This is a genomic window from Escherichia sp. HH091_1A, assembly GCF_030295175.1.
Classification (GTDB): Bacteria; Pseudomonadota; Gammaproteobacteria; order Enterobacterales; family Enterobacteriaceae; genus Escherichia; species Escherichia coli_F.
Map to the genome: position 1 here is coordinate 667,868 of NZ_AP025747.1, position 26,433 is coordinate 694,300.

General features: G+C 49.1%; 24 protein-coding genes and 1 tRNA gene. 8 read left to right on the forward strand and 17 right to left on the reverse strand.

The features are described from left to right. Positions 1-125 precede the first annotated feature (125 nt). The 4 genes from purK to ppiB all read right to left on the reverse strand — a co-directional run bounded on the left by purK (position 126) and on the right by ppiB (position 3,036). Positions 126-1,193 (reverse strand): 5-(carboxyamino)imidazole ribonucleotide synthase, encoded by a 1,068-nt coding sequence (purK, locus tag QUF14_RS03015; protein WP_000815517.1) that lies wholly within the window; start codon positions 1,191-1,193, stop codon positions 126-128. Further along, the gene (gene purE / locus QUF14_RS03020; RefSeq protein WP_001295318.1) at positions 1,190-1,699 is read right to left on the reverse strand and encodes a 5-(carboxyamino)imidazole ribonucleotide mutase; all 510 of its coding nucleotides are present in this window, start codon (positions 1,697-1,699) and stop codon (positions 1,190-1,192) included. The genes purK and purE overlap by 4 nt, the downstream gene beginning before the upstream one ends. A 117-nt stretch (positions 1,700-1,816) precedes the next feature. Beyond that, the gene (gene lpxH / locus QUF14_RS03025) at positions 1,817-2,539 is read right to left on the reverse strand and encodes a UDP-2,3-diacylglucosamine diphosphatase (protein ID WP_000212257.1); all 723 of its coding nucleotides are present in this window, start codon (positions 2,537-2,539) and stop codon (positions 1,817-1,819) included. 2 nt (positions 2,540-2,541) lie between these two features. Further along, the gene (gene ppiB / locus QUF14_RS03030; protein ID WP_000256002.1) at positions 2,542-3,036 is read right to left on the reverse strand and encodes a peptidylprolyl isomerase B; all 495 of its coding nucleotides are present in this window, start codon (positions 3,034-3,036) and stop codon (positions 2,542-2,544) included. A 173-nt stretch (positions 3,037-3,209) separates the two neighbouring features. On the opposite strand from ppiB, the gene cysS reads away from it, so the two are divergent. After that, positions 3,210-4,595: a cysteine--tRNA ligase gene (gene cysS / locus QUF14_RS03035; RefSeq protein WP_000912345.1), complete on the forward strand. Its 1,386-nt coding sequence runs from the start codon at positions 3,210-3,212 to the stop codon at positions 4,593-4,595. A gap of 35 nt (positions 4,596-4,630) precedes the next feature. Here the strand turns inward: cysS and QUF14_RS03040 are convergent, their stop codons facing one another. The 3 genes from QUF14_RS03040 to folD all read right to left on the reverse strand — a co-directional run bounded on the left by QUF14_RS03040 (position 4,631) and on the right by folD (position 6,340). Beyond that, positions 4,631-5,152: a metal-dependent hydrolase gene (locus tag QUF14_RS03040; RefSeq protein WP_001143562.1), complete on the reverse strand. Its 522-nt coding sequence runs from the start codon at positions 5,150-5,152 to the stop codon at positions 4,631-4,633. Between the two features lie 107 nt (positions 5,153-5,259). Next, positions 5,260-5,472, reverse strand: a complete 213-nt coding sequence (gene ybcJ, locus QUF14_RS03045) for a ribosome-associated protein YbcJ (RefSeq protein ID WP_000190288.1) — start codon at positions 5,470-5,472, stop codon at positions 5,260-5,262. A 1-nt stretch (position 5,473) separates the two neighbouring features. Continuing rightward, the gene (folD, locus tag QUF14_RS03050) at positions 5,474-6,340 is read right to left on the reverse strand and encodes a bifunctional methylenetetrahydrofolate dehydrogenase/methenyltetrahydrofolate cyclohydrolase FolD (RefSeq protein WP_000729155.1); all 867 of its coding nucleotides are present in this window, start codon (positions 6,338-6,340) and stop codon (positions 5,474-5,476) included. Between the two features lie 471 nt (positions 6,341-6,811). On the opposite strand from folD, the gene fimA reads away from it, so the two are divergent. The 5 genes from fimA (at position 6,812) to sfmF (ending at position 12,452) form a co-directional block, all read left to right on the forward strand. Further along, positions 6,812-7,354 (forward strand): type 1 fimbrial major subunit FimA, encoded by a 543-nt coding sequence (gene fimA, locus QUF14_RS03055; RefSeq protein WP_000776555.1) that lies wholly within the window; start codon positions 6,812-6,814, stop codon positions 7,352-7,354. A 219-nt stretch (positions 7,355-7,573) separates the two neighbouring features. Continuing rightward, positions 7,574-8,266 carry a type 1 fimbria chaperone FimC gene (fimC, locus tag QUF14_RS03060; protein WP_000988390.1) on the forward strand — a complete coding sequence of 231 codons (693 nt, stop codon included), beginning with the start codon at positions 7,574-7,576 and terminating at the stop codon, positions 8,264-8,266. A gap of 30 nt (positions 8,267-8,296) precedes the next feature. Continuing rightward, on the forward strand, positions 8,297-10,906 hold the full coding sequence (locus tag QUF14_RS03065; RefSeq protein WP_001308462.1) for a fimbrial biogenesis usher protein: 2,610 nt from the start codon (positions 8,297-8,299) through the stop codon (positions 10,904-10,906). Between the two features lie 12 nt (positions 10,907-10,918). Then, positions 10,919-11,926 (forward strand): type 1 fimbria D-mannose specific adhesin FimH, encoded by a 1,008-nt coding sequence (fimH, locus tag QUF14_RS03070; protein ID WP_000691082.1) that lies wholly within the window; start codon positions 10,919-10,921, stop codon positions 11,924-11,926. A 10-nt stretch (positions 11,927-11,936) separates the two neighbouring features. Beyond that, on the forward strand, positions 11,937-12,452 hold the full coding sequence (gene sfmF / locus QUF14_RS03075) for a fimbria assembly protein (RefSeq protein WP_001255203.1): 516 nt from the start codon (positions 11,937-11,939) through the stop codon (positions 12,450-12,452). 2 nt (positions 12,453-12,454) lie between these two features. On the opposite strand, the gene fimZ is transcribed toward sfmF, so the two are convergent. Beyond that, positions 12,455-13,087 (reverse strand): fimbria biosynthesis transcriptional regulator FimZ, encoded by a 633-nt coding sequence (gene fimZ, locus QUF14_RS03080; RefSeq protein WP_000805420.1) that lies wholly within the window; start codon positions 13,085-13,087, stop codon positions 12,455-12,457. A 242-nt stretch (positions 13,088-13,329) separates the two neighbouring features. Between fimZ and QUF14_RS03085 the strand changes: the two genes are divergently transcribed. Then, positions 13,330-13,406: transfer RNA gene (locus tag QUF14_RS03085), tRNA-Arg, on the forward strand. Between the two features lie 45 nt (positions 13,407-13,451). On the opposite strand, the gene envY is transcribed toward QUF14_RS03085, so the two are convergent. The 9 genes from envY to cusR form a co-directional block, all read right to left on the reverse strand. Beyond that, on the reverse strand, positions 13,452-14,213 hold the full coding sequence (gene envY, locus QUF14_RS03090; protein WP_001177464.1) for a DNA-binding transcriptional regulator EnvY: 762 nt from the start codon (positions 14,211-14,213) through the stop codon (positions 13,452-13,454). A 182-nt stretch (positions 14,214-14,395) separates the two neighbouring features. Further along, positions 14,396-15,286, reverse strand: a complete 891-nt coding sequence (locus QUF14_RS03095) for a DUF4434 family protein (protein WP_001224561.1) — start codon at positions 15,284-15,286, stop codon at positions 14,396-14,398. Further along, the gene (gene nfrA, locus QUF14_RS03100) at positions 15,287-18,259 is read right to left on the reverse strand and encodes a bacteriophage adsorption protein NfrA (protein ID WP_100733803.1); all 2,973 of its coding nucleotides are present in this window, start codon (positions 18,257-18,259) and stop codon (positions 15,287-15,289) included. After that, positions 18,246-20,483 (reverse strand): cyclic di-3',5'-guanylate-activated glycosyltransferase NfrB, encoded by a 2,238-nt coding sequence (gene nfrB / locus QUF14_RS03105; protein ID WP_000383913.1) that lies wholly within the window; start codon positions 20,481-20,483, stop codon positions 18,246-18,248. The genes nfrA and nfrB overlap by 14 nt, the downstream gene beginning before the upstream one ends. 441 nt (positions 20,484-20,924) lie before the next feature. Further along, positions 20,925-21,365 carry a hypothetical protein gene (locus QUF14_RS03110; RefSeq protein WP_032193927.1) on the reverse strand — a complete coding sequence of 147 codons (441 nt, stop codon included), beginning with the start codon at positions 21,363-21,365 and terminating at the stop codon, positions 20,925-20,927. A gap of 31 nt (positions 21,366-21,396) precedes the next feature. Then, positions 21,397-21,765, reverse strand: a complete 369-nt coding sequence (locus QUF14_RS03115; RefSeq protein ID WP_001139243.1) for a hypothetical protein — start codon at positions 21,763-21,765, stop codon at positions 21,397-21,399. 307 nt (positions 21,766-22,072) lie between these two features. After that, positions 22,073-22,552 carry an SMI1/KNR4 family protein gene (locus QUF14_RS03120; protein ID WP_000504427.1) on the reverse strand — a complete coding sequence of 160 codons (480 nt, stop codon included), beginning with the start codon at positions 22,550-22,552 and terminating at the stop codon, positions 22,073-22,075. Positions 22,553-22,767: 215 nt separating this feature from the next. Further along, positions 22,768-24,216: a Cu(+)/Ag(+) sensor histidine kinase CusS gene (gene cusS, locus QUF14_RS03125; RefSeq protein ID WP_000157206.1), complete on the reverse strand. Its 1,449-nt coding sequence runs from the start codon at positions 24,214-24,216 to the stop codon at positions 22,768-22,770. Continuing rightward, positions 24,206-24,889: a copper response regulator transcription factor CusR gene (cusR, locus tag QUF14_RS03130; RefSeq protein ID WP_100733804.1), complete on the reverse strand. Its 684-nt coding sequence runs from the start codon at positions 24,887-24,889 to the stop codon at positions 24,206-24,208. Before cusR ends, cusS begins: the two co-directional genes overlap by 11 nt. A 156-nt stretch (positions 24,890-25,045) precedes the next feature. Here cusR and cusC point away from each other — a divergent pair, with 156 nt between their 5' ends. After that, positions 25,046-26,428, forward strand: a complete 1,383-nt coding sequence (gene cusC / locus QUF14_RS03135; RefSeq protein ID WP_000483761.1) for a Cu(+)/Ag(+) efflux RND transporter outer membrane channel CusC — start codon at positions 25,046-25,048, stop codon at positions 26,426-26,428. Positions 26,429-26,433 lie beyond the last annotated feature (5 nt).

Below are 26,433 nucleotides of genomic sequence, written 5' to 3' on the forward strand. Positions count from 1 at the left end.
TCCGGTAATCGGCGCACCATGCCTGATGCGACGCTTGACGCGTCTTATCAGGCCTACAATGGGTACCGGATTAGTAGGCCGGATAAGGCGTTCACGCCGCATCCGGCAGGAATATGAGTACCAGGTTAACTGAACTTACTCTGCGCCCACATCACGCCGCTGGCATACTCTGGCGGCAGCAGCGGGATTAATGCTTCCAGCGTCGCGGTCAGACGCGATGTGTCGCTGTCGGTCAAATTCAGATGCCCCACTTTACGGCCCGGACGCACTTCTTTGTCGTACCAGTGCAGATGCACCAGCGGCAGTTTCAGCCAGTCATAATTCACATCGCTACCAATCAGGTTGATCATCACCGACGGGCTATTGACCACCGGTTGCGGTAACGGCAGATCGGTAATTGCCCGCAGATGCAGCTCAAACTGGCTGATGCTGGCACCGTTTTGCGTCCAGTGACCACTGTTATGTACACGCGGAGCCAGTTCGTTGATCAGCAGACCTTGCGGCGTGACAAAACACTCCATCGCCATCACGCCCACATAGCCCAGCTCCTGCATAATCGCCGACAGCATCTCTTCGGCCTGCGCCTGCTGCTGTGCGTTGGCCTGCGGGAAAGCGACGCTGGTGCGCAAAATACCATCCTGATGCAGGTTATGCGTCAGCGGATAAAACACAGTGCTGCCATCAAAGCCGCGCGCGCCAACCAGCGATACTTCACCAGTGAAGTTAATGCCCTGCTCGACAATACATTCGCCGTAGCATTCAGTCGGTAACTGTGCGGTTTCATCGGCGTGTAAACGCCATTGACCGCGACCGTCATAGCCACCAGTGCGACGCTTAACAATCGCCAGTTCACCTAAACGATCAAACACCGCAGGCCACTCACTGCGATCGGCAAGTAACTGCCACGGTGCAGTCGGCAGGTGAAGCTTGTCGAAAAGCTGCTTCTGAGTCAGACGGTCGGCAATAATTGGGAACACATCGCGGTTCACAAAGGCTGGATGGCGTGCCAACTCGCGCGTTAATGCGGTTTCCGGCCAGCGTTCGATCTCAGCGGTAATCACGCTTTGTTGAAAGGGCACCGCCGCCGGTTCAGCGTCCAGCCCGACCGGCCAGACAGCAATGCCTAACGGTTCGCCTGCCTGGCGCAACATACGTCCTAACTGCCCGTTACCGAGGACGCAAACCTGTTTCATGCCGCACCTCGCGGGTCCGGGTTTTCCAGCACTTCATCAGTCTGGGCTTTGCGCCAGTCATTCAAACGCTGGTGCAGTTCTTTATCATGAGTTGCAAGAATTTGTGCTGCCAGTAACGCCGCGTTTGCCGCGCCAGCTTTACCTATCGCCAGCGTACCCACCGGAATGCCGCGCGGCATTTGTACGATGGAGTAGAGGCTATCGACACCGCTCAGTGCGGCGCTCTGTACTGGCACACCCAGCACTGGCACCAGCGTTTTGGCGGCAATCATGCCCGGCAGGTGCGCTGCGCCGCCTGCGCCCGCAATAATCACCTGATAACCGTTCTCTTCGGCACTTTCGGCGAAGCTGAACAGTTTATCGGGGGTGCGGTGAGCAGAAACCACTTCAACGTGGTGCGGGACATTCAGGATTTCGAAGATTTCGGCGGCGAACTGCATGGTAGCCCAGTCGCTTTTGGACCCCATCACGATGGCGACACGCGCCGGATTATTGCGGGAAGACATGCGTCTTAAAACTCCTGTGGTGCACAACTCTCGGCTTTAGAGGGCACAGAGAATAGCACGGAAAGAGAGCAAGGAAAACGGTTGCGCGGCTATGAAATCAGCAAAGTTGCGCGTTTTTTAAAATGGAAAATGGATCAACTCAACGTCATCCGCCGTGACTTTCACCATCGAACCTTCCGTATGCCAGGCACCCAGTACCACGCGGAAAGCAGGTTGCTGATTGGCGATCAGTTCATGCACCGCCGGGCGATGGGTATGCCCGTGAATCAACCATTGCACCTGATGTTTTTCCATCGCACTGACCACCGCGTTTTGGTTAACGTCCATGATCGCCAACGATTTACTGCTGTTGGCTTCTTTGCTGTTCGCTCGCATTCGCGCGGCAATGCGTTTGCGCACAAACAACGGCAGGGCGAGGAATAGCGTTTGCAGCCACGGCTTATGGACTTTGGCGCGAAAAGCCTGATAACCGATGTCATCGGTGCACAGCGTGTCGCCATGCATAATCAACACCCGACGACCATAAAGTTCGAGCACTTTTTCTTCCGGCAATAACGTCATGCCACTCTCACGGGCAAAGCGTTTGCCAAGCAGAAAATCACGGTTGCCATGAATGAAATAACAGGGAACGCCGGAATCGGATACCGCTTTGATCGCTGCGGCCATCTGGCGATGGAGTGGGTTGGGATCGTCATCGCCAATCCATGCTTCAAACAGATCGCCAAGAATATACAGCGCGTCGGCCTTGCGGGCTTCCCCCGCTAAAAAACGCAGAAAACCGGCGGTGATCGCCGGTTCTTCCACGCAGAGATGAAGATCTGCAATAAAGAGTGTCGCCACGATTACTCGCTAACGGTCACGCTTTCAATGATAACGTCTTCTTTAGGCACGTCCTGGTGCATACCGCTACGACCGGTTGCTACACCTTTGATTTTGTCTACCACGTCCATGCCTTCAACCACTTCAGCAAACACGCAGTAACCCCAACCTTGCAGGCTTTCGCCAGAGAAGTTCAGGAAGTCGTTATCAACCACGTTGATGAAGAACTGTGCAGTTGCAGAGTGCGGTGCCTGAGTACGGGCCATTGCCAGCGTACCGCGGGTGTTTTTCAGACCGTTGTTGGCTTCGTTTTTGATCGGTTCTTTGGTGGCTTTTTGCTTCATGCCTGGCTCAAAACCGCCGCCCTGAATCATAAAGCCGTTGATAACACGGTGGAAAATGGTGTTGTTGTAAAAACCTTCGCGGCAGTAGTCCAGGAAGTTTTTAACTGTTTCAGGTGCTTTATCGTCAAAAGTTTTGATGACAATATCGCCGTGATTGGTGTGGAAAGTAACCATTTTTGCATCCTGTTCCGTTTGATTGGTGCTTCAACCCGATTCGGGTCATATATAGGGTGGTGTTATAGCATAACCGCACGATCGGATCATCACGCAATGTATGCTGATTCGCGCGGGAAATATGGGTATTATACGCAACTCAATTACCCACACATGTCTAAACGGAATCTTCGATGCTAAAAATCTTCAATACTCTGACACGCCAAAAAGAGGAATTTAAGCCTATTCACGCCGGGGAAGTCGGCATGTACGTGTGTGGAATCACCGTTTACGATCTCTGTCATATCGGTCACGGGCGTACCTTTGTTGCCTTTGACGTGGTTGCACGCTATTTGCGTTTCCTCGGCTATAAGCTGAAGTATGTGCGCAACATTACCGATATCGACGACAAAATCATCAAGCGTGCCAATGAAAATGGCGAAAGCTTTGTAGCGCTGGTGGATCGCATGATCGCCGAAATGCACAAAGATTTTGATGCTTTGAATATTCTGCGCCCGGATATGGAACCGCGTGCGACGCACCATATCGCAGAAATTATTGAACTCACTGAACAACTGATCGCCAAAGGTCACGCTTATGTGGCGGACAACGGCGACGTGATGTTCGACGTACCGACCGATCCAACTTATGGCGTGCTGTCGCGTCAGGATCTCGACCAGCTGCAGGCAGGCGCGCGCGTTGACGTGGTCGACGACAAACGCAACCCGATGGACTTCGTTCTGTGGAAGATGTCGAAAGAGGGCGAACCGAGCTGGCCGTCTCCGTGGGGCGCAGGCCGTCCAGGCTGGCACATTGAATGTTCGGCAATGAACTGCAAGCAGTTGGGTAACCACTTTGATATCCACGGCGGTGGTTCAGACCTGATGTTCCCGCACCACGAGAACGAAATCGCGCAGTCCACCTGTGCCCATGATGGTCAGTATGTGAACTACTGGATGCACTCGGGGATGGTAATGGTTGACCGAGAGAAGATGTCCAAATCGCTGGGTAACTTCTTTACCGTGCGTGATGTGCTGAAATACTACGACGCGGAAACCGTGCGTTACTTCCTGATGTCGGGCCACTATCGCAGCCAGCTGAACTACAGCGAAGAGAACCTGAAGCAGGCGCGTGCGGCGCTGGAGCGCCTCTACACTGCGCTGCGCGGCACAGATAAAACCGTTGCGCCTGCCGGTGGCGAAGCGTTTGAAGCGCGCTTTATTGAAGCGATGGACGACGATTTCAACACCCCGGAAGCCTATTCCGTGCTGTTTGATATGGCGCGTGAAGTGAACCGTCTGAAAGCAGAAGATATGGCAGCGGCAAACGCGATGGCGTCTCATCTGCGTAAACTTTCAGCCGTGCTGGGCCTGCTGGAGCAAGAACCGGAAGCGTTCCTGCAAAGCGGCGCGCAGGCAGACGACAGCGAAGTGGCTGAGATTGAAGCCTTAATTCAACAGCGTCTGGATGCCCGTAAAGCGAAAGACTGGGCGGCGGCAGATGCGGCGCGTGACCGTCTTAACGAGATGGGGATCGTGCTGGAAGATGGCCCGCAAGGGACCACCTGGCGTCGTAAGTAATTGCGCTATTGCCGGATGCGAGTTTTCGCATCCGGTTATCGTCTGCGCCACCACAACATTCCCATCAGTAGCATCCCCGGCAACCACACCCACATCAATTCAGAAATAATCACCTGATGCCCGTACGGCGTGGTGTAACGAGACAATGCAAACGGCGCGACTTTAATCACCTGCCAGGGAGCGAAAAAGCGTTCATCTGACCACGGCCACAGCCAGCCAACGCCTTTACCGCCAGTGGTTACCGAATCCAGCAAGCTGTGCGATAGCAACGAAACGGTTAAAAACAGCCAGCAGCGAATCAGCCCAGCCCTGAACCATCGACGTCCAATCAGCACACATAACAGCGGGACAACAAACGCAAACACCAGCGAATGGGTGAACCCGCGATGACCAAAAACATTGCCGTAAGCAACGCCAAATTTAAATGTCAATACATCAGCATCGGGCAGCATCGCCAGGATGATTCCGGCAAATAACAGGCGCGGAGGGATGACTTTCGAACCCAACCCTAAACCAATGCAAAGGGGAACGGCGGCGTGCGTAATAACGGTTGGCATGATGGTCGCTTCGGCAAAATGTCGATGCTATCAGCATGGATGAACGGGGCGTAGAGGGCAAAAGTCTGAAAAGAGAACCGGCCTGTTGATACAGGCCGGGAAAGGGATCAGGCAACAACCTGTACGCTGTGACCTGCAAAACTCACTGTCTGACCGGCGACGATTTTGCAGCGTTTGCGCGTTTCAACCGCGCCGTCGACTTTCACCTGGCCTTCGGCAATCGCGATTTTCGCCTGCGCACCGCTTTCGCTCCAGCCTTCCAGTTTCAGCAAGTCGCACAGCTCAACGTGCGGATGTTTACCTAAAGAAAATGTCGCCATGTTACTCACCCTGTGGATCATGATATTCAACGCACGCCTGTAGCGTGTTTTCGATCAGCGTGGCAACCGTCATCGGGCCAACGCCGCCCGGAACAGGCGTAATGTATGAGGCGCGTTTAGCCGCGTCTTCAAACACCACGTCGCCCACAACTTTGCCATTTTCCAGACGGTTGATGCCAACATCAATCACAATCGCGCCTTCTTTGATCCAGTCACCAGGAATAAAGCCCGGTTTACCGACGGCAACGATCAGTAGATCGGCATTTTCTACGTGATGACGCAGATTTTTAGTGAAGCGGTGAGTCACGGTGGTGGTGCAACCTGCGAGCAGCAGTTCCATGCTCATTGGGCGACCGACGATATTCGATGCGCCAATCACCACGGCGTTAAGACCGAAGGTATCAATGTTGTATCGCTCAAGCAGTGTGACGATACCACGCGGGGTGCAAGGACGTAGACGCGGCGCGCGCTGGCATAGACGACCGACGTTATAAGGATGGAAACCGTCAACGTCTTTGTCCGGGTGAATTCGTTCCAGCACTTTGACGTTATCAATACCCGCCGGTAACGGCAGTTGGACCAGAATGCCATCAATGGTGTTGTCGGCATTCAGCGCATCGATAAGCTCCAGCAGCTCCGCTTCGCTGGTGGTTTCCGGGAGGTCATAAGAACGGGAGACGAACCCGACTTCTTCACAAGCTTTGCGTTTGCTTGCGACATAAATTTGCGATGCAGGGTTGCTACCCACCAGTACTACGGCCAGTCCTGGTGCCCGCAGTCCAGCTGCAATACGTGCCTGAACTTTTTGAGCAACTTCAGAGCGCACCTGCTGCGCAATCGTTTTACCGTCAATAATCTTTGCTGCCATCAGAGAGAGGATTCCATCTGTTACGTAGGTCGAAGGGGATGCGCCTATTTTGTCAGAAGCGGGGCGCGCTGTCAGGTTTCGTTTCAGATTTATCGCGTGAAGCGACCTCTTGCGAAGGTGAGGCGCACCGTCGCTGAGATTGAAAGCTTCATTTTTCGTCCATGATGACGTTGTAAATCTGGAACTGATTTATTTCCTTGTCTAAGGATTAAGATAATTTAAGAAATACCTGACAATATAAAAAGAATTTTCAGCCTGGTAATTTACCGCTTCAGGTCTATATTTGTGTTGAATATATTTTGCGCGGAAATATTCATCTAACGGGGCTCTCTATTTTTTAGAATAGAGTGCATATTTTCAATTAAGACATTCTTAGAGGATAAAAAGGAATTTTACTACTATCAGTGTCTTAAATAAAGTAATCGGTTATATACGGATGTGGAGTCGATAAATGAGATTGAAGGAATATATATGAAATTAAGATTTATTTCGTCTGCGCTGGCTGCCGCACTATTCGCCGCTACGGGTAGTTATGCTGCCGTTGTAGATGGCGGTACAATTCACTTTGAAGGCGAACTGGTGAATGCTGCCTGTTCAGTGAATACTGACTCGGCAGACCAGGTTGTCACACTCGGTCAATATCGTACCGATATTTTCAATGCTGTTGGTAATACCTCTGCATTAATTCCATTCACTATACAGTTGAACGACTGCGATCCTGTTGTTGCCGCTAATGCTGCCGTTGCATTTTCTGGTCAGGCGGATGCAATCAATGATAATTTATTGGCCATTGCATCCAGTACCAATACAACAACAGCAACGGGTGTCGGTATTGAAATACTTGATAATACATCCGCAATTCTCAAACCTGATGGGAATAGCTTCTCAACCAACCAGAACTTGATCCCCGGGACCAACGTTCTTCATTTTTCTGCGCGTTATAAAGGCACCGGTACAAGTGCATCAGCAGGGCAAGCAAATGCTGACGCGACTTTTATTATGAGATACGAATAATCAAAACTACGTAGTTTTGAATTATATATCACGTCTTATAACAAAGTAATGTACCGGTTGTCTGAAGCGGTATGGTGGCAATGTAAATCGAAATCACGCTCACTTTGTATCATGCCGCTTTATTAAATGAAAAGGGAATGATGTGTTGTAATAAACCAAAGCAATCATTTCTTTATACTCCTTATTTTTGCCGTCAGGAATACACAAGGCGTATTAACTATGATGACTAAAATAAAGTTATTGATGCCCATTATATTTTATTTAATCATTTCGGCCAGCGCCCATGCTGCCGGAGGGATCGCATTAGGTGCCACGCGTATTATTTATCCCGCTGATGCTAAACAGACTGCGGTATGGATTAGAAATAGCCATACCAATGAGCGCTTTCTGGTCAATTCGTGGATTGAAAACAGTAGCGGTGTAAAAGAAAAGTCATTCATCATTACACCGCCACTGTTTGTTAGTGAACCCAAAAGCGAAAATACCTTGCGTATTATTTACACCGGTCCACCGCTGGCGGCAGATCGTGAGTCTTTGTTCTGGATGAATGTTAAGACGATCCCTTCGGTAGATAAAAATGCATTGAACGGCAGGAATGTTTTGCAACTGGCGATTTTATCGCGCATGAAGTTATTTCTCCGTCCAATTCAGCTACAAGAATTACCCGCAGAAGCGCCGGACACACTCAAGTTTTCGCGATCCGGTAACTATATCAATGTTCATAATCCATCACCTTTTTATGTCACCCTGGTTAACCTGCAAGTGGGCAGCCAAAAGTTGGGGAATGCTATGGCTGCACCCAGAGTTAATTCACAAATTCCCTTACCCTCAGGAGTGCGGGGAAAACTGAAATTTCAGACCGTTAATGATTATGGTTCAGTAACTCCGGTCAGAGAAGTGAACTTAAACTAACCGAATCATCTGACAATATCAGAGCTAATTATGAAAATACCCACTACTACGGATATTCCGCAGAGGTATACCTGGTGTCTGGCCGGAATTTGTTATTCATCTCTTGCCATTTTACCCTCCTTTTTAAGTTATGCGGAAAGTTATTTCAACCCGGCATTTTTATTAGAGAATGGCACATCCGTTGCTGATTTATCGCGCTTTGAGAGAGGTAATCATCAACCTGCGGGTGTGTATCGGGTGGATCTCTGGCGTAATGATGAGTTCATTGGTTCACAGGATATCGTATTTGAATCGACGACAGTAAATACAGGTGATAAATCAGGTGGGTTAATGCCTTGTTTTAACCAGGCACTCCTTGAACGAATTGGCCTTAATAGCAGTGCATTCCCCGAGTTAGCCCAGCAGCAAAATAATAAATGCATTAATTTACTGAAAGCTGTACCTGATGCCACAATTAACTTTGATTTTGCAGCGATGCGCCTGAACATCACTATTCCTCAGATAGCGTTGTTGAGTAGCGCTCACGGTTACATTCCGCCTGAAGAGTGGGATGAAGGTATTCCTGCTTTACTCCTGAATTATAATTTCACCGGTAACAGAGGTAATGGTAACGATAGCTATTTTTTTAGTGAACTTAGTGGGATTAATATTGGCCCGTGGCGTTTACGCAACAATGGTTCCTGGAACTATTTTCGCGGAAATGGATATCATTCAGAACAGTGGAATAATATTGGCACCTGGGTACAGCGCGCCATTATTCCGCTGAAAAGTGAACTGGTAATGGGAGACGGTAATACAGGGAGTGATATTTTCGATGGCGTCGGATTTCGAGGTGTACGGCTTTATTCTTCTGATAATATGTATCCAGATAGCCAGCAAGGGTTTGCCCCAACGGTACGTGGGATTGCCCGTACGGCGGCCCAGCTAACGATTCGGCAAAATGGTTTTATTATCTATCAAAGCTATGTTTCCCCCGGCGCTTTCGAAATTACAGATTTGCACCCGACATCTTCAAATGGCGATCTGGACGTCACCATCGACGAACGCGATGGTAATCAGCAGAATTACACTATTCCGTATTCAACAGTGCCAATTTTACAACGCGAAGGGCGTTTCAAATTTGACCTGACGGCGGGCGATTTTCGTAGCGGTAATAGTCAGCAATCGTCGCCTTTCTTTTTTCAGGGCACGGCACTCGGCGGTTTACCACAGGAATTTACTGCCTACGGCGGGACGCAATTATCTGCAAATTACACCGCCTTTTTGTTAGGGCTGGGGCGCAACCTCGGGAACTGGGGCGCAGTGTCGCTGGATGTAACGCATGCGCGCAGTCAGTTAGCCGACGACAGTCGTCATGAGGGGGATTCCATTCGCTTCCTCTATGCGAAATCAATGAACACTTTCGGCACCAATTTTCAGTTAATGGGTTACCGCTATTCGACACAAGGTTTTTATACCCTTGATGATGTTGCGTATCGTCGAATGGAGGGGTACGAATATGATTACGATTATGACGGTGAGCATCGCGATGAACCGATAATCGTGAATTACCACAATTTACGCTTTAGTCGTAAAGACCGTTTGCAGTTAAATATTTCACAATCACTTAATGACTTTGGCTCGCTTTATATTTCTGGTACCCATCAAAAATACTGGAATACTTCGGATTCAGATACCTGGTATCAGGTGGGGTATACCAGCAGCTGGGTTGGCATCAGTTATTCACTCTCATTTTCGTGGAATGAATCTGTAGGGATCCCCGATAACGAACGTATTGTCGGACTTAATGTTTCAGTGCCTTTCAATGTTCTGACCAAACGTCGCTACACCCGGGAAAATGCGCTCGATCGCGCTTATGCCTCCTTTAACGCCAACCGTAACAGCAACGGGCAAAATAGCTGGCTGGCAGGCGTTGGTGGGACCTTACTGGAAGGCCACAACCTGAGTTATCACGTAAGCCAGGGCGATACCTCGAATAATGGGTACACGGGCAGCGCCACGGCAAACTGGCAGGCCGCTTACGGTACGCTGGGGGTCGGGTATAACTACGACCGCGATCAACATGACGTTAACTGGCAGCTGTCTGGCGGTGTGGTCGGGCATGAAAATGGTATAACGCTGAGCCAGCCTTTAGGGGATACCAATGTTTTGATTAAAGCGCCTGGCGCAGGCGGTGTACGCATTGAAAATCAAACTGGAATTTTAACCGACTGGCGCGGCTATGCGGTGATGCCGTATGCCACGGTTTATCGGTATAACCGTATCGCGCTTGATACCAATACGATGGGGAATTCCATCGATGTTGAAAAAAATATTAGCAGCGTTGTGCCGACGCAAGGCGCGTTGGTTCGTGCCAATTTTGATACCCGCATAGGCGTGCGGGCGCTCATTACCGTTACCCAGGGCGGAAAACCGGTGCCGTTTGGATCACTGGTACGGGAAAACAGTACCGGAATAACCAGTATGGTGGGTGATGACGGGCAAGTTTATTTAAGTGGTGCGCCATTGTCTGGTGAATTACTGGTTCAGTGGGGAGACGGCGCGAACTCACGCTGCATTGCGCACTATGTATTGCCGAAGCAAAGCTTACAGCAAGCCGTCACTGTTATTTCGGCAGTTTGCACACATCCTGGCTCATAAAGGAAATTATCAATGAAGATAATCTGCAGGTCATTATTGGCAATGGCATGTTTGTGGTTAACGAACATATCGTGGGCTACTGTTTGTGCAAATAGTACTGGCGTAGCAGAAGATGAACACTATGATCTCTCAAATGTCTTTAATAGCACCAATAACCAGCCAGGTCAGATTGTTGTTTTACCGGAAAAATCCGGCTGGGTAGGTGTGTCAGCAATTTGCCCACCCGGTACGCTGGTGAATTATACATACCGTAGTTATGTCACCAACTTTGTTGTTCAGGAAACTATCGATAATTATAAATATATGCAATTAAATGATTATCTATTAGGTGCGATGAGTCTGGTTGATAGCGTGATGGATATTCAGTTTCCCCCGCAAAATTATATCCGTATGGGAACAGATCCTAACGTTTCGCAAAACCTTCCGTTCGGGGTGATGGATTCTCGTTTGATATTTCGTTTAAAGGTTATTCGTCCTTTTATTAACATGGTGGAGATCCCCAGACAGGTGATGTTTACCGTGTATGTGACATCAACGCCTTACGATCCGTTGGTTACACCTGTTTATACCATTAGTTTTGGTGGCCGGGTTGAAGTACCGCAAAACTGCGAATTAAATGCCGGGCAAATTGTTGAATTTGATTTTGGTGATATCGGTGCATCGTTATTTAGTGCGGCAGGGCCGGGGAATCGACCTAATGGTGTCATGCCACAAACCAAGAATATTGCGATCAAATGTACGAATGTTGCTGCGCAGGCTTATTTAACAATGCGTCTGGAAGCCAGTGCCGTTTCTGGTCAGGCGATGGTGTCGGACAATCAGGATTTAGGTTTTATTGTCGCCGATCAGAACGATACGCCGATCACGCCTAACGATCTCAATAGCGTTATTCCTTTCCGTCTGGATGCAGCTGCGGCAGCCAATGTCACACTTCGCGCCTGGCCTATCAGTATTACCGGTCAAAAACCGACCGAAGGGCCGTTTAGCGCGCTGGGGTATTTACGCGTCGATTATCAATGAGGTACGGAGAATGAGAAGAGTAATCTTTAGCTGTTTCTGCGGGCTACTGTGGAGTTCCAGTGGATGGGCAGCTGACCCTTTAGGAACGATTAATATCAATTTGCACGGTAACGTTGTTGATTTCTCCTGTACCGTAAACACAGCGGATGTTGATAAGACGGTAGATTTAGGCAGATGGCCTACGACACAACTACTGACCGCTGGCGATACCACGGCACCTGTTCCTTTTAGTCTGCGCCTGGAAGGATGTCCTCCGGGATCAGTCGCGATTTTATTTACGGGAACGCCGGCATCCGATGCCAACCTGCTGGCCCTGGACGATCCCGCAATGGCACAAACCGTCGCCATCGAATTACGCAAGAGCGATCGCTCCCGGCTTGCGCTGGGCGAGGCGAGCCCGACTGAGGAGGTAGATGCAAATGGCAATGTAACGCTAAACTTTTTTGCCAATTATCGAGCGTTAGCCAGCGGTGTCCAACCAGGTGTGGCGAAAGCGGATGCGATATTTATGATCAATTATAATTAATATTATATTAATTCATATAATTTGGCGTAGTCGATAAGTTCTACAATTGAATGCAAACCGAGTTTGCCATAAATATTAGATTTATGCGCACTAATTGTTTTATTGCTAAGTAATAGTTTGTCGGCAATTTCTTTATTAGATAATCCGCTAACCAGATAGCGTAATATAGTCACTTCACGATTAGATAGCACCGTAGCTGTTGAATTATTGGTGCTGCATTTATTACTTTTTATATAGTTGAGCGTTTCACTGGGAAAAAAAGTGTATCCAGAGAGAATCATCTGGACGGCATGAAAAATATCATTCTGATCATTGCATTTACTGACAAAACCGTTAGCACCCGCTTGTATCGCTCTGCCCGCATAAAAGCATTCTGATTTTGATGATAAAAATAATACCTTCACCGTACTCTGGATTTGTTTGATTCTTTTCAGGAAGGTAAAACCGTCTGTACCGGGCAAGTCTATATCCATAATGATTAAATCAACAGGACGGGTTCGGAGATAATCGATGGTTATGCGGTAATCATCCGTTTTCAGGACAATCTGCAATTCACTGTTTTTTTGCAACAGAACTTCAATGGACATTCTGATGATAGGATGGGTATCCATAATGATCACCGACGTTGGTTTCATAGTTACCAGTCTCACAGGGTAGGACAATTTTCCGTTAGGGCTGGAAATTGTACTTTGATACATGAAAATACGGGTTTTCTTGATTCAGATGCGCAGCGGGGTGCGTTTGTTTGCCGCTATAGCGAAATAAATCAGAAAATCAGACGTGGTCGTTCACTTGTTCAGCAACCAGATCAAAAGCCATTGACTCAGCAAGGGTTGACCGTATAATTCACGCGATTACACCGCATTGCGGTATCAACGCGCCCTTAGCTCAGTTGGATAGAGCAACGACCTTCTAAGTCGTGGGCCGCAGGTTCGAATCCTGCAGGGCGCGCCATTTCTTCTTCATTTATGCCAGTCTTATCTGTTTCCGCTTTGCCCTTCACCACATCACTTTTTGTCGCTGTTTGGCGAGATAATTCAACGGTGTCAGGCCGTAAAACGCCTTAAAAACAGAGATAAAGTACGACGTGCTGCTATAGCCACATAATTGCGCTACCTGAGTGATATTTTTGTTATCCATCAATAACATCTGTACGGCGTAACGCATACGACACTCTGTGACAATCTGGCTATAGCTGGTATTTTCGTTTTTTAATTTCTTTTTGAGCAGGCTGGGGCTTAAACAGAGCGAACTGGCGACAATTCGCAGATTCCAGTAATGCTGAATATCGCTTTGAATAATGCGGCAGACGCTGTCGCGGACGCTGCTGCGTAAGATATACATCAGTAGGGCAATAAACCGCGATTGCTCAAGAAAGTTAGACAATACGGTAAAAAGCAATGCGCGCGTCAACTCCGCTTCGCAGGGTTTGCTGGGTTGCTGCTTGCTGTGGTTGGCGGCTAGCCGGAACACTTCCGGTGTACGGCTATGACAAGCGATAACCGGGGTTGCCAGCCGCGACCAGGGCTTTACACAGGTTAAGTTCTTATTTAAAAACAACAGATAATCGTTGATGATGTTACGGTTGATGTGGGTGATTAATACGTGATTTAACGTTGAGAGTTCAATGACGTTATTGTTGCACGCGAAGGCGGCCAGGTAGTTTTTCGGAAGGGTAAACGTGGCATGGTTATTGACGCTTACCTCTACTTCTTTTTCGGTCAGGATCACCACGCAAGGTTCACTGCTGCTCAATTGCATTTCGCACTCCTCAGATATCAGAAACTCCGCTCAAAGGATCTATGCTTCCTGCATGAGTGATCGGCCCGTTCGCCGATAACGATCTTCTTTCTTTAGCACGCTTTTTAGCAATTAATCTTGATGGAATTCTGACGAGAGCGAAAGTGGTAAGTCAGGTCGTACCCGACTTACCTGGAGGGGATTTAATACTCGAGAATGCCGTGTGCGACGGGCAAATAGCGCAGAGAGAAATAGAGCGTGTCTTTACCGCAAGAGGAACGTTTCGCTAACAGCGAGGCGATCTCAGCATCCGGTTTCGGTTTCGCTGTAAAGGTTTTGCCTTTACCGGCGACAAACAGTTCATAAACAATGCCGCTTGCTGGGGCGGAGCTTTGGCAATCGGCGCTGGCCTGTAGATAACGTTCACGCTGTTCAGCGGTGAGTTTATCAACGCCGCTGCCATCCTGTACCCAGACATTAACGCCGGTTGCTTTAACGTGTTCCAGCAGTTGGCGATAGCCATCGGGCGACATATTTCCGGCGAAAAAACTACTGATATAAACCGGTTTTGCCGAAACATCGCTAATCAACCGCTGCGCGTTGTTTAACCATGTTAGCAAAGGCTGACGGGCGGCTTCGCTGCGCCAGTTCAGGTCGTCAATTTCCGCGCTGATGTACCAGCCATCCGGCGTTACGCCAGGCGCAGCGCTCCATAATCTGGCTTGCTGGAGATCGGCTGCCAGCAGGCGATTAAGATAGCTTTCCAGCGCCGCGGATGATTGTTTCTGATGCAGAAAAAATTCCGGATCGGCGTTCAGTCCGACAATCAGCTTCAGGCCAGCCTGTTGCGCAGCTGCGGCACGCTTAAACAATAATGCGCGCTGTTCTGGCTGGGTGAATGCATCGCCGTAACGGGTCCATTGCAAAACCAGGGTATCGAAGCCTTGCAAACGTAACTGACTCATCAGCCCCTGCCACTGGGTATCGGTAACCTGACTATCACGGTTTTGTGGTTGCCAGATAATACCTTTCATCGCAAAGGAAAAAGGGCTGACCAAAAGCAGTGTCAGCAATACGAAAATGAACTTACGCATTTACCAGTGCACTCCAATGGTGAGAAACGCGTTGTTGCGCTCTCCGTTACGTTGATTAATCGCCTTAAAGGTATGTTGATATTCGACGCCGAGACTGACTTTGTGCGGCCAGGCGTCGTAGTGCGTCTCGCCGGTCCAGATATTCCAGCGGACCCCGACACCGCCAAGCTGCGCGCCCTGAGTGCCTTTATCACGATAACCGTTGTCCTGAACGTGAGCGTAAGGCTCAATAGTCTGTCCGTTCGCCACCTTCTGATGCCAGCTTAAGCGATAATCTGCCGTCCACGCCTGAATATCGTGGCGGACATATTGCGCCGCATCGAGGTACAGGTTTTGGGCAAACCAGCCTGAACCGTTCGGGTGCCATTCGTCGCTGTATTTGCCGCCATTAAAGAATGAGGCGCTGGCGCGCAGCATGGTATCGGATGCGCCATTTTGCCCGTTCAGCGGCAACTGCTGTTCGACGGCGAGGAAAAAGATCTGATCGCGCAGCGGCTTCCAGCGCAGACCGGTGCCGGACATCGGATTTTTCACCGGCATCATCACCCCGTTTTCTCCGGTATCGGCAAATACACGGCTGTAAACCGAGAGCAGGTCGCCTTCCAGCAGCATATTGCGTCCGATGCGGTACTCGGCTTCCAGTTGCCCGTAGCTACGATAGCTTTTCCCTGGCGCTGCGCCGCCGACATTATTGTTAGCGGTACTCATTGCGCCGGAACGCAAGCCGATAGAAGAATCGAAACTGAACGTCCAGCGGCGACCGACCTCCTCATGCAGACGGCGGAAATTGAAGCGTTGCTGATTTTGCTCTGGGGTCAGTGGGGTTATCAGCGCCTGATTATCAATGTCATCAATCACCAGCCGGGCGTAGTGCTGCGTCGCAGGCATATCATCCAGACGCTGGTTCACGTAGGCCAGTTGTCGGATAAGTGCCGGATCGTCCGGTAGCCCTTTATGCGCCTGTTCGAGCATTTCCCGCGACTGTGCGATATCACCGCTATCCCACAAGGCGTAACCGAGCGCTGCCTGGGTGTTGCTATTATTCGGTTCCAGTTCCAGAGCGGCGCGCAAATCACTCACCGCCGCCGGGACATTATGACGTTGGCGATAAATTGTCGCCCGCGCAACGTAAGCGTTGGCAGAAGGCGCAATATTGATTGAGCGCGTGAGATCGTTCAGTGCGAGTTCCGGCTGACCAGGAATGTAACGTTGCGCATGCAGCCACCAGTAGAGGGCATTGTTTCCCAGCCCACGTTGTTCTGCCTGCTGAAGCCAGCGATCGCGAGCCGCACCATTTCCTGCCGCCTGGGCGGTATTGGCAGCAGCAAGCAGATCCTCATTGCTCATGTCGTGAATACTGATTTTCTGCCAGGCCGCCAGTGCGGTGGCGTAATCCTCAACCTGATACGCCTGATAGGCTACCGCACGATGTTGCCAGGCGTTCGGTTGCCGTTGTTCGGCCTGAAGCCATGCATACAACGCCACACCGGGTAGCGTGTCCCGATAACACTTTGCCAGACGGTTCCAGGCGGCGGCATCGTAGGAAGGCGACATATCGCCCAGCAAGCGAACTATTGCCGGGCAATTATCTGCAATACCCGGCAACTGACTTTGCCACTGACGTTGCTCCGCCAGCGGTAAGGGTTTCGATAAAATCGCCACCTTCGCCGGAGTTGCCAGGTAAGGATGACTTTCCAGCAGAGACGCCAGTCGCGCCATTAAAGTCTGGCTGACACGCGCATCGCCCTGGAAAGGATAGCGTTGCAGCAATAAATCGGCAGCTTCGCGTGACTGCTCGTTCTGCATCAGTTGCCAGGTCAGTTGATCCAGGCGGGTAAGATTTGCCGGTTCTTGCTGATACAGCAATCGTGCCAGACGCAGAGCTTCAGCCTTGTTATGAGTCGCCACGCTAACGGTATAACGCTCCTCAAGCATTTCATTGGCGGGGAGGGTGGCAAGCAGTTTTTGCGCTGCGTCGTACTGACCTTCTTTTAACAGCACCGGTAGCGTCGCGCCAACAACATACTGGCGGTTATCGGCAAACTGTACCGTATAATTCGCCAACGCCTGAACGGGGTTGGCGCTGTATTTAGATAACAGATAGAGCCAACTTTTCTCTTGTGCGTCCGTGGTAAACAGCGGCTTATTTTCAGCGAGATAACGCTGAAGGCGTGCTTTTTCGCCACGATAAGCCAGCGCGGTCGCGTAAGTAATGTACGACTGTGGATCGGTGAAGATCCCCTCTGATTGCAGCGCCAGGATCCGATCATCCAGCTGGCCTGCGAGCAGAACATCAAACCACTGACGGCGCTCAGCTGCGTTTAATGTATTTTGTTGCCGTGATTCACTGAACAACGTTTCTGCCAGCGACCACTGCTTGAGGTAGATTGCCCGTTGCAGCAGATCGGTTCGCAGCGTTTTTCCTTCCGGCGATGCAGCAAACGTCGCATCGTTCAGTTGCGCTCTGGCGACAGGTAATTGTGCCAGCCGCAGGGCATTCTGCCCGACTTCACTGCGACAACGCAGGGTCGGCGCAGCGTCGCACGCTTTTTGCTGGGCAAGCAGTTCTTCAACAGTCGTAACGCTTTTCACTTCAACTGGAATAGCCGCCAGACTGCGCTCAAGTCGGGCATCTCCTGGGTGACGTTTCAGTTGATCCTCAAGCAACAGCCGCGCCCGGTCATCATGACCAAAATGGCGATAGGCTTCCGCAAGGTATAAAGTCAGCGGAATATTATCCGGCACCTGCTGGTGTATATATTCAAATTCGCGGATGGCGGTTGCTTCGTCGTTATTTTTCTGTGCCTTCAGCGCCTTATCGAGACGGGGATAAATAACAAAATGGCGATAATCGCTCAGCCCCAGCTCTTCTGCGCTGGTGCCGATATTGTCTGCGAGTGCGCTGGTACTCAATAAAGACGTCAGCAGTAAACCAGACCATCCGATGACGCGATTAAGGTTATTCTCCTTCATTTTCGGACTCCAGTTGCGCAACCTGTTCTGTGTTTAAACCTGCTTTGAGTAATAGTGATTGCATCGAAACTTGTAATTCGCGTTGAATTGTCAGGACGCGATCCAACGTTTCCTGGCTGATAACGCCTTCGGTGACCAAAAACTTGCCGAGCGGCAGAGAACTGCGTTCATGGCGCAATAACAACACGTTAATTGCTGAACGATTAATATGACCGAGCGTGGTCAGTATTTCGGCGAACAGGAACTGATGCGGCACATATTGCCGCCAGATTTCACCGGCCTGCTGTTCCGTGAGCCACTGATGCTGAACCGCATTGTACAACATTGCCCGCGGATCGTGACCGCGTCGGCGTGCATACCAGTGACGTAACCCCGTGACAATTTGTCCACGCAGAACAATGACGTAACGCACTTTGCGTCCGACTTTACGCGTCAGGGCTGCCAGCGAAACCGGGTCAATACCATCTTCACTGCCGACAATTAACTCATCATTTTCCAGACGCAGCGGTAGCACCGCATAATGCAGCGCCACGGAGGCCGGCATCGCGGCAATCAGCGAAGAAGGGATCTGCCAGGCATCGATGGACTCCCACGCCACGCCGTTTTGCTCTGCTAGCGCCTGTGCCAGCTGCTCGGCGCTAATCAGCCCCTGCATCAGCATTGAACCGCCCAGGCGTAGACCTTCGACGCGATTACGCAGTGCTGTATCGAGTTGTTCTTCAGTGATGACCTGATTTTCCAGCAGGATTTGACCTAACGGACGCAACGAGCGGGTATCGCCAGTCACGCTGGGGAAGTCATGCGTTGTTTTATCCCACGCGACACGACGTGGATCGCCGTGTTGAAGTACCTGTTTTAACGCGCGCCAGTTGGCCATGAAGTTAATCAGGTTGCCCCAGAAAAGACGCAGGACAGATAACAGCCCCTGCGTCAGGCCATAGTAGCCAGTGACGAAAATCACCCGCTGTACGATACGGTTAACCATCAGGCCAAAGTTTAGCCACAGCAGGGTCATTAACCATGCGCTGCCGCTAAAAATAGAAAGGAAATGCCAGGCATCGGGCCAGAAACTTTCATACGCCAGCAACAGCAAAAGCTGGATCATCACCAGCATCGCGAGGAAGCTGACAAAGTTACTGATTGCCCCTTTGCGGTCACGCCAGAGAAAGTAGTTGAGTGTCAGGCTGGAGGTCCATTTATGGGTTTTAAAGCCCTGGAAAACAATGCCGATAATCCAGCGAGACTTTTGCCGAACCGCCGTTGAAAAGGTATCGGGGAAATATTCGCGCACGCAGATCATGTTTGATGTCCGCGCGTGCTGTAAAAATTTACGCTGCTCGCGTTCTTTGGCTTCGTCCACCACCGGAAAACGGACAAAAATTTCCGTCATACCTTTTTCTTTCAGGCGGAAACCAATGTCGTAATCTTCAGTCAGACTCTGCACGTCGAAAGCGATACCGTCACCGTCAGCTAACAGTGCAGTCACGGCGCGGCGGCTGAAACAGGTGCCGACGCCTGCGCTGGGCACTTGTCCGGCGAGGGCTTCACGCACCGGAACATCTTTGCCATGCAGTTCTGAAAACTCATCAATGTAAGTCATGCTGGTGAAGTGCGTCCATTCGCGTTCGAATGGGTATACCGGGATCTGAATCAGATCTTTACGCTCGACCAGATAGTTGAACAGACGCAATTCCATCGGTGAAATTACGTCTTCGGCGTCATGCAGAATAAAACCAGCAAAAGCGAAATTGGCGCTACGCTCAAACTGGGTGATGGCGTCCAGCACATTGTTCAGGCAGTCGGCTTTACTGGTGGGGCCAGGACGCGCGCAGACTACCTTATGCACGTTTGGGAAGCGAGCGCACACTTCGTCAACATCACGCTGAGTATCTGGGTCGTTGGGGTAGGTGCCAACAAAGATATGATAGTTTTCATAGTCGAGCGTGGTCGCCGCCAGCTCGGCCATATTGCCGATGACGCCCGTTTCATTCCACGCCGGAACCATAATCGCTAACGGTTTTTCATCTGGTTTATACAGTTCGCGGTAACTCATTCGCGGGTAGCGGCGATAAACACTCAACTTGCGTTTAATGCGGCGTACCCAGTAGACGACATCAATAAAAAAATCGTCCAGCCCGCTGATGAACATGATGACCGCTAACGTTATCGCGATTACTTTTAAGCCGTAGAGCCAGGTTGCAAAAACATCAAGAAGCCAGTCCACACAAAAACCTTACATTAACGCTGGTTATGTTTAGGGTGGCGTATATTAAAGTTTTTTATGAATTGTGACAGCTTTTTATCATTAATAGGTAGGATTATTGCGGCACGTTATTTTTACACTGGTTATAAAAGTTGCCGATTGTGTAGAATGTAGACAAAAGCGCGGAGGTGAAGGTCATAGTGAGGAGGATAGGCGGCAACCGATCAGGTCATCATGTTGTGGAAGTGCCTGGAGGAGGTGAGCAGGGGAGAACATTTTCCCCGTGCTGAACAAAAAGACGGCGTTGCTGTGGGTACAGGAAGGCTAACTTCATTTCTCTTTAGATTAATTAAGTTTAATATTCAACCAGGAAATAAAGAACGTTAAAATAACAAATGCTTTATAAATAAGCAACTTTGCTTGTGTTTTTGTCATGATGGTGATCTTTTATGCAAGGGGGAATTATTGGAATTCAAATGTTTTATATTCCTCTGTAATCATCTTTAAACTTAACATAGCCATGTCTCGAGTATCCTCATCATCAGAATGTAGAGAAATATTTAATCCTTTAATTAAGATGTTGTCCGGGAAAGCCATTGCCAATAATGTACACCAATATCGGACGCTTTTTATTGTCAGAGGATTTTCCAGTATGCTGGCTATATTGGATACTACAATATTTTCATCACATTTAAACAAAAAATCTTCAACCAACTGATATACTCCTAAGCCATCACCTTCCCCAAAGGATTGTAAAAATAATGGGATAGCCTCTTCAGCAGGATTTGCACAAAAATAAAGTCTTACGTCGTCATATTTATTGATAAGTTCCTGTGTGATGTCATAATCATTAGGCATAGGGTGATTTAGAGCAAGGAATGCTAATGCTTCTTTTTTAGTCATATTCATCGTGGTTAATATTGTTTGCTGAAAACTATGAAATAAATGGCTCATATACAGAATTGAATAGGAAGTCTTGTTTCCATATTACTTTATCATAAAAAAGAGATTTGGCTTGATGCGTATAGAAAATATGAGGGTGAATAGTTTCTCCACCATAAATTTTATTCTTTCCCGTTACACCGGAAAATTCATTGGTTTTAATCTGTCGTTTAAGCCAGTTAATGGCTTTGCATAAACATATTAATTTATTCTCAGAATCAGTAGTGTTAATTTCAGTAAGTTGTAACATCTTTGCCCCGTTATGCTCAACTAAATGCCCCGGTTTTATTTCAATCCAACCACAACAACGATCAATGCTACTAAACTTTATTTTTCTATTGTTAGATTTAATGCTGGGCATAAGATAAATTCGATATGCTACAACAGGGATTTTTTTCTGTTAAAATATTTAGTTGTTGAGAGTATTCATCTTGTAGCGCAAACCAAATCGAATGTAATTGATACTTTGAGGCTATAATAGCGAGCCAATCAGACAGCTCTTCATTCGTGCAAAAAACATTTATCCTTGCAGTTGCCATTCGTAATCCTTTGTATATGAGAATTTTATCCGTATCTTATGTCTTAATCCTGCCCTAATACTTTATTATTCATAAAATTAATTTCGCTGCATTCCACGACAATCGCCAGCGTGAGGGGAAATTACTTGATTATAAATTATTACTTATAATTTCTCCATTTCCTGCCAACTCTAAAAAAACATCGAATGAAATTGCTATTTGTTTTACTTCAGCTATATCCAGGTCACCAAAATTTACGGAAGATATTCTGGTGTGTTCTGGATTACGATAATCCAGTAAAAAACATATCGGCCCACCATCAGAACCAAAAGCCATGAACTGTTCACCTAGATAATGATTGATTAAATAACCATCATTTAATTCCTTGATTTCGTCTAATGGCCACAAGGAAATGTAAATATTGTGAAATTTACCTGCTCCACCGTTAGACCACAGAAAAAACTCTTTCATATCTTCTGGAAAACGATGCGTGAAATTGGACTCTAACAACATCATATCTTTTTCTGACAAAGAATCATATTTTGTCCAAAATGGTTTTATCTGTTCTATGATTTTTTCCACTTTATAGTACTCATGATTCGTTAAAATATTAACAGGATTTTCACCCATACGATTAATATACGATATTTTAATCTCAAGAATATATTTGGATGGTGAAGTTATCTGGGGTATACATTCACACTATATATATTATCCGAAGGCAGTTGCGCTACTGCCATACCCTGATAAAACTCACCATCTGCACGAAACGGATTTTACGCTTTTTCTCGTGACGAAATAGCTAATTCTCAATTCAATTAACATCCACTGCATTATCTGACCAATCACTCCCTCTCCGGTAGCCCGATAACAAACCTTGTCCCCCGCGCATCTGACGTTACCGCAACCGTGCCTTTATGCGCGACAACAATCGATTTCACTATCGCCAGACCAATACCGCTACCTTCACCTTTTCGCTGGCGGGAAGGATCAACGCGGTAGAAACGGTCAAACAAACGCGGTAAGTGCTCGGGCGCAATGGGCGTACCGGGGTTTTCGACGGTAACTTGCACCTGGTGATCGACCGTTTGACAGCGCACTACAATTGCCTCTCCGGGCGGCGTATAACGCAGGGCGTTAGAAAGCAGGTTGCTTAGCGCCCGACGCAGCATCAGCGGATCGCCCGCAATCTGACATTTGTCGCCAACAAACCGTAGTGCTACGCCGCGATCTTCCGCTAACGCCTCGAAAAAATCGAACACTTTACCAACTTCATCCGCCAGGTTGAGCATTTTCTTTTCGGGGATTAACTGGTTGTTATCGGCCTGAGCGAGAAACAGCATATCGCTGACCATTTTCGCCATTCGCGTCAGCTCTTCGAGATTAGAGTAGAGCACATCTTCCAGCTCCTTCTGGCTGCGCGACTGGCTGAGGGCGATTTCCGTTTGCGTGATGAGATTCGTAATTGGTGTGCGAATTTCGTGGGCGATATCCGCTGAGAAATTGGACTGGCGGGTAAAGACATCCTCAATACGCTCGATCATATGGTTGAACGACAGTACCAGCTGTTCCAGCTCAATCGGCACGGTCTGCGGGTCAAGGCGAACGTCGAGATCTTTCGAGGTAATGTTCTGGATTTGACGGCTGACGCTGCGAATTGGCGCGTGGCCTTTATGTACCGCCAACAGCACGATAAAGACGATCAGGATGCTGATGATCGATGCGGTCATAATAAGTTTATTCATCAAATCATTAATGTAATGAAGATGAAAATCGATAGACAGTGCGATGTAGAGCGTATAAATCGGTTTGCCGTCCACCAGCGGGCCAACCGGCAAGTTAATCATCCGCCAGTTGCTGTGTTCCATATGCCCGTGACCGTGGCCTGGCATCATCATTGTCGGGCCGGAAAGGAGATACACCTCGCCGCCCCGAGCGTCTTTATCGGGTATGGCATCACGTGCAAACTCGCGGATATCCGGCGCACCGGGGGAGTGATACACCGTTTTACCGTGGCTATCTGCCAGAGAAATCAACACGTTGGAATAACCACTGACGATATCTTCCAGCGTCATTAAGCGTCGGGCTTGTGTCTCTTCGGGATGATTAAGAACACGCCTGAATGTGGCGCTAATCTCTTTTAAATCATTAATATCCTGCTCGGCAAAATGCACTTTTACCGAGTGGATCATGATCCAGGCAAAGACGAAAAACGCTGCAATGGTGGCAAGGCTGATAAAAAAGGTCAGGCGGGTTGCCAGCGAAAACGGGCGCTGAAACGGCTTACTGGCCATCCGGCACCTCAAGCATGTAACCCACGCCGCGCACGGTTTGAATCAGCCTCGGCTCAAAGTCGTTGTCGATTTTGCCGCGCAGTCGCTTCACCGCCACATCAATAGCGTTAGTATCGCTGTCAAAATTCATGTCCCATACCTGCGAGGCGATAAGCGAGCGGGGCAGCACTTCGCCCTGATGACGGAGGAAAAATTCCAGCAGGGTAAATTCTTTACTGGTCAAAGTGATGCGCGTACCGCTGCGGGTGACTTTGCGGCTAACGAGATCGACCATCAGGTCGGCAACCTGAAACTGACTTTCGATAATTACCGCCGCCCCGCGCCGCAGTAGAGTCCGCACCCGCGCCAGCAGTTCAGCAAAAGCGAACGGTTTCACCAGGTAGTCATCTGCCCCCAACTCCAGCCCCTTGACGCGATGTTCAATGGTTCCAAGCGCGGTAAGCAACAGAATCGGCATCCCTTTATTGGCGGAACGCAACATGCGCACGATATCCCAGCCGTTCACGTCCGGCAGCATAATATCGAGGATTATCAGGTCGTAATCTCCGGTCATCGCCAGATGATATCCATTCAGCCCGTTATCGGCCAAATCAACCACAAAACCGGCCTCGGTTAACCCTTTGGTTAAGTATTCGCCGGTTTTCTTTTCATCTTCGACAATCAACAGTTTCATATTTCCTCCGCATGTTGCCCGGGCAATTCTAGAGTAGCGGGATCAGATGGCAATCGCTTATTGGCAAAATGACAGTATTGTCATTTTCCTGTCACCGGAAAATCAGAGCCTGGCGAGTAAAGTTGGCGGCATAAAATCACCAGAAATTATGTGCCTATGTTTCCTTGTAAACTTCTGCCATTTTGTGTGGCCCTTGCGTTAACCGGTTGTTCTCTGGCACCGGATTATCAGCGTCCGGCAATGCCTGTTCCGCAGCAGTTCTCACTCAGCCAGAACGGCCTGGTTAACGCGGTAGATAACTACCAGAACGCGGGCTGGCGCACCTTTTTTGTTGATAATCAGGTGAAGACGCTGATTAGCGAGGCGCTGGTGAATAATCGGGATTTGCGCATGGCGACGCTGAAAGTGCAGGAGGCACGGGCGCAATATCGTCTGACCGATGCCGACCGCTACCCGCAGCTCAATGGCGAGGGTAGCGGCAGCTGGAGCGGCAATCTTAAAGGCGATTCAGCCACGACGCGGGAGTTCTCGACTGGCCTTAACGCCAGCTTTGATCTCGATTTTTTCGGTCGCTTAAAGAACATGAGCGAAGCCGAGCGACAAAATTATTTAGCCACTGAGGAAGCTCAGCGCGCGGTGCATATTCTGCTGGTTTCTAATGTCGCGCAAAGCTATTTCAATCAGCAACTGGCTTATGCGCAATTACAAATAGCCGAAGAAACGCTGCGTAATTATCAGCAGTCATATGCGTTTGTCGAAAAACAACTTTTGACTGGTAGCAGCAATGTTCTGGCGCTGGAACAGGCTCGCGGGGTGATAGAAAGTACCCGCAGTGACATCGCTAAACGTCAGGGGGAACTGGCGCAGGCGAATAATGCATTGCAACTGTTATTGGGAAACTACGGCAAGCTGCCGCAAGCGCAGACAGTAAACAGCGACAGCCTGCAAAGCGTTAAATTACCGGCGGGCTTGTCGTCGCAAATCTTGTTGCAGCGCCCGGATATTATGGAAGCTGAACACGCGTTAATGGCGGCCAATGCCAATATTGGTGCTGCGCGTGCGGCATTTTTCCCGTCTATAAGCCTGACCAGTGGAATATCAACCGCCAGCAGCGATCTGTCATCATTATTTAACGCCAGCAGCGGGATGTGGAATTTTATTCCCAAAATTGAGATCCCCATTTTTAATGCCGGACGCAACCAGGCCAATCTGGATATCGCCGAAATTCGCCAGCAGCAGTCGGTGGTGAATTATGAACAGAAAATTCAGAACGCCTTTAAAGAAGTGGCAGATGCGCTTGCATTACGTAAAAGCCTGAACGATCAAATCAGCGCCCAGCAGCGTTATCTGGCGTCGCTGCAAATTACCCTGCAACGGGCGCGGGCATTATATCAGCACGGCGCGGTAAGTTATCTGGAAGTGCTGGATGCCGAGCGTTCCTTATTTGCAACCCGACAAACTTTACTCGACCTGAATTATGCCCGTCAGGTTAACGAAATTTCTTTATATACCGCCTTAGGGGGCGGTTGGCAGCAATAATTTTT